We start from the raw sequence: 3247 nt of genomic DNA, 5'->3' as shown, positions 1-3247 counted from the left end.
ATAATTGATCGGCACGAAATAAATTCGTTTTTGATCAGCGTGCACTCTTCGTTTGGGAAAACATCTAGAAAAAATTTTATATGCTCACAAACTAACGGTGCACAATAACGAAAAGTTTACGGTAGCTATCGGCTGACCGCAATAGCTAAAAAAATTTCATTAAAAATGCGCGGCAACCCAGCGCGTGTTTTTAGCCGTTTTTGACAATCATTTTTTGTTATGGGTTATTTTCACGGCTATACTGGGCGGAATTATGCTTATCGCCGGGGAAATAGGCCTTTAAATAAGGATATATTTTGATCCGCGGGCCGTACTTTTTCCGCTTTTGGCCGGCTCTTTACATTATTTTTTTATGCTATAATGGAAATGAAGTTACTCTAATGTATTCACCCGGATAAATATCCGGGACGTTCTGGTCTGAAGCTAATGGCCTCTTGGCCGAGAAAAGCTTTGCCAGCTTTAAAAAGTTGGCGGTCGTATTATTCATCATCACGCTTTATTCTATGGAGATGGACAATAAAGACGACGGCTTGATGCCGTCCGAAGAAGAACGGGAAAAGAACGGGCGCGATCGTTCGCGTCGGGAATCCGAGCATAAGTCGGACCGTCCGGACAAAGCGGGGGAAGGGGGCGACGACATGGAAACGCCTGATGAGGAATCGTTGGAAGAAGAATACGATTGAAAAAGTTCAGATGCAGCCTTGAGGCGCCTTCCCTCGTACTATTGCTATGGAATCAAAGTACAAAGCAAGGCGAGCTTCGCGTCGGCGAAGTGGTCGTCATAATAAGATAACCAAAAAACGTCATATGCCAGGCAGTTCTAAACGAGGCTTTGCGGCAATGGACCCGGAAAAACAGCGGGAGATCGCGAGCAAGGGCGGCAAATCGTCGCACATGAAGGGATTTGCCACTATGGACCCGGAAAAACAGCGGGAGATTGCCCGCAAAGGCGGCCTTTCCTCCCACGGTGGAGGTCGCAAAAGCAAAAGCGAAAACGGCTAAGCGGCCGTCGGCCAAAGGGCGGCGTTAGACCAGAGGTTTTAGTATCCGACTAAAACTAAAATTATGGCAAGCAACATTACCCCGGTGGACATTCAGCGTTTCTTGGGAGGGATAGATTATCCCGCTACCAAACAGGAGCTGATCGATTACGCCACGAATAAGGGTGCCGATAATGATATCCTAGATTTTATGGCGAAGCTTCCTGACCGCAGCTACGACGATCCGGCCGAGTTGTCGAAAGCGGCCGGCGAGCTTTTACGGGAGCCCTAAGCTCTCTTCAAAAAACCTCCCTCGGAGGTTTTTTGCTTCTTATCTTGTGTAAGGAGTTTAACGATCTAACCATAATCAGATGCTAGAGACCATATCGATCATTTTACTCGTTTTGTGGCTTTTGGGATTGGTGTCCTCATACACGTTTGGCGGCTTTATTCATTTGCTGCTTTTGCTTGCGATCGTTCTTATCGTGGTCAGGCTGTTTCAAGGCAAGCCGGTGGCGTAGAATTTACGGCTAGGCGAGCAAGTTCTTTCGTGTTATAGTTTCGCAATGAAAGTGCATCGGTTTTTTGGTAATTTTAATCTGGCGGGAGACGGGGTCGTTTCCTCCGACCTGGAGCTTGTCAATCAGATCAAAAATGTTTTGCGCTTAAAGCCTGGCGAACAGGTCGCTTTGTGTTCGGGTGAAGGAAAAGAAGCTTTGGCCGAGCTGGTTTCAGCCGGTTCGGGCGAAGCGGCGTTCAAGATCCTGACTCGGACCGAGAATACCGCCGAACCGACGCGGGCGGTAACATTATATTGCAGCATTCTAAAGCGGGAAAATTTCGAGCTGGTCGTCCAAAAAGCCACGGAATGCGGCGTTAAAAAGATCGTGCCGGTCATTGCCGAGCGCACGGTTAAAACCGGTCTCAAGATCGATCGCTTGGAGAAAATAATCAAGGAAGCGGGCGAGCAATCGGGCCGGGGCGTCATTCCCGTTCTCGGGGACACCGTGAGTTTTTTGGAGGCGCTCGCTTTGACGGGGGAAAATGCCGCAAACTGTCTGTTTGATCGAAGCGGTGAATTATTTAAAAACGATATGGCCGACGGCTCGCTCGGTATTTTTATCGGGCCCGAAGGCGGTTTCAGCCAAAAGGAAATTGCTTTGGCCAAGGAAAGCGGTTGCCGGATCGCGAGTCTTGGTCCGCTTACGCTTCGGGGGGAGACCGCGGCGATCATCGCTTCATATCTTGCCGTTTATGCCTAAAGAAAATGCCGCTAAAAAGCGTCTGTCCGAGTGGCTCATTCGCGATAAATATCAGGGAGATCGTACCGTCGATCTGTCGGCCGATCTGGCGCGGATCGAAAAAGGGGAGCCGGCCGATTACGTGATCGGCTGGTCGGATTTTTGCGGTTGCCGGATCGGTCTCTCGGCTCGTCCGCTCATCCCGCGTTCGGAAACTGAATTTTGGGTGGAGCAGGTGATCAGGAAAATTAGCAATACTTGTTCATATAAACAAGTATTGCTAAAACAGGATTTGACTAGACGGGTTTTGGATCTGTTTGCCGGTTCCGGCTGTGTGGGGGTGGCGGTGCTCAAGCATTGTCCGCTGGCGTCCGTTGATTTTGCGGAAAAGAGCGCCAAATTGCTGCCGGCGATCGAAGAAAATTTGAAAGTTAACGGGATCGCTCCCGACCGTTATAATTTATTCCGAACGAACATTTTTCGCCAGCTTGGAAGCCAGGTTCCCGAGTTGGGTAAATACGATTTCATTTTGGCCAATCCGCCGTATATTCCGGATGAACGGAAAGAAAAACTTGATCGTCGGGTAACTGCCTGGGAGCCGGCGATGGCGCTTTTTGCGAAAGATAAAGGTTTATTTTTGATCAAGCGGTTTTTGTCGGAAGCGAAAGGCCATTTAAACCCCGGCGGGCGAGTCTGGCTTGAATTCAATTCCGGACAGCAGCTACCGCTAAAAAAAATATTAGAGCAGTATGGTTATCAAAATATTGAATTCCATAAGGATCAATACAGCCGTTGGCGTTTTGTCACTTTTCAAATGGCGGCATAAGAATTACAATTACCATATTAGTTTTAATTTTCAATAAGATGAAATTTATTCTCAATTGGCTGTTGTCGACTTTGGCTATCGTGATCGCGGCCTACATTATCAACGGTTTCTCGGCTGGCGCAGTGGCAATTTCTTCCGTCTGGGCGGCACTGATCGCGGCGTTGATCCTGGGTATCGTCAATGCTTTGATCAAGCCGATC

The 3247-nt window shown here is 48.4% G+C and carries 7 protein-coding genes; all 7 read left to right on the top strand.

Translation table 11 applies throughout. From position 1 onward, the window contains the following. Nucleotides 1–434: 434 nt before the first annotated feature. Nucleotides 435–683, top strand: a complete 249-nt coding sequence (locus PHE24_07105; protein MDD4902864.1) for a hypothetical protein — start codon at nucleotides 435–437, stop codon at nucleotides 681–683. A 124-nt stretch (nucleotides 684–807) separates the two neighbouring features. Further along, nucleotides 808–1002 (top strand): KGG domain-containing protein, encoded by a 195-nt coding sequence (locus PHE24_07100; GenBank protein ID MDD4902863.1) that lies wholly within the window; start codon nucleotides 808–810, stop codon nucleotides 1000–1002. A 63-nt stretch (nucleotides 1003–1065) separates the two neighbouring features. Next, on the top strand, nucleotides 1066–1272 hold the full coding sequence (locus PHE24_07095) for a DUF2795 domain-containing protein (GenBank protein ID MDD4902862.1): 207 nt from the start codon (nucleotides 1066–1068) through the stop codon (nucleotides 1270–1272). A 79-nt stretch (nucleotides 1273–1351) separates the two neighbouring features. Continuing rightward, nucleotides 1352–1501 carry a lmo0937 family membrane protein gene (locus PHE24_07090; protein ID MDD4902861.1) on the top strand — a complete coding sequence of 50 codons (150 nt, stop codon included), beginning with the start codon at nucleotides 1352–1354 and terminating at the stop codon, nucleotides 1499–1501. 45 nt (nucleotides 1502–1546) lie between these two features. After that, the gene (locus PHE24_07085) at nucleotides 1547–2242 is read left to right on the top strand and encodes an RsmE family RNA methyltransferase (protein MDD4902860.1); all 696 of its coding nucleotides are present in this window, start codon (nucleotides 1547–1549) and stop codon (nucleotides 2240–2242) included. Next, the gene (locus PHE24_07080) at nucleotides 2235–3047 is read left to right on the top strand and encodes a HemK family protein methyltransferase (protein MDD4902859.1); all 813 of its coding nucleotides are present in this window, start codon (nucleotides 2235–2237) and stop codon (nucleotides 3045–3047) included. Before PHE24_07085 ends, PHE24_07080 begins: the two co-directional genes overlap by 8 nt. A 38-nt stretch (nucleotides 3048–3085) precedes the next feature. Continuing rightward, on the top strand, nucleotides 3086–3247 hold a 162-nt coding region (locus tag PHE24_07075), incomplete at its 3' end, for a phage holin family protein (GenBank protein ID MDD4902858.1).

Source organism: Patescibacteria group bacterium, from assembly GCA_028707065.1.
Lineage (GTDB): Bacteria > Patescibacteriota > Patescibacteriia > Patescibacteriales > WJLG01 > JAQTUZ01.
The sequence above is the reverse complement of the archived record's forward strand: the minus strand, read 5'-3'. Positions and strand labels throughout refer to the sequence as shown.

Coding starts and splice junctions, on each gene's coding strand:
- PHE24_07095 (MDD4902862.1), top strand. CDS start 1,066: ATGGCAAGCAACATTACCCCGGTGGACATTCAGCGTTTCTTGGGAGGG.
- PHE24_07080 (MDD4902859.1), top strand. CDS start 2,235: ATGCCTAAAGAAAATGCCGCTAAAAAGCGTCTGTCCGAGTGGCTCATT.
- PHE24_07085 (MDD4902860.1), top strand. CDS start 1,547: ATGAAAGTGCATCGGTTTTTTGGTAATTTTAATCTGGCGGGAGACGGG.
- PHE24_07100 (MDD4902863.1), top strand. CDS start 808: ATGCCAGGCAGTTCTAAACGAGGCTTTGCGGCAATGGACCCGGAAAAA.
- PHE24_07090 (MDD4902861.1), top strand. CDS start 1,352: ATGCTAGAGACCATATCGATCATTTTACTCGTTTTGTGGCTTTTGGGA.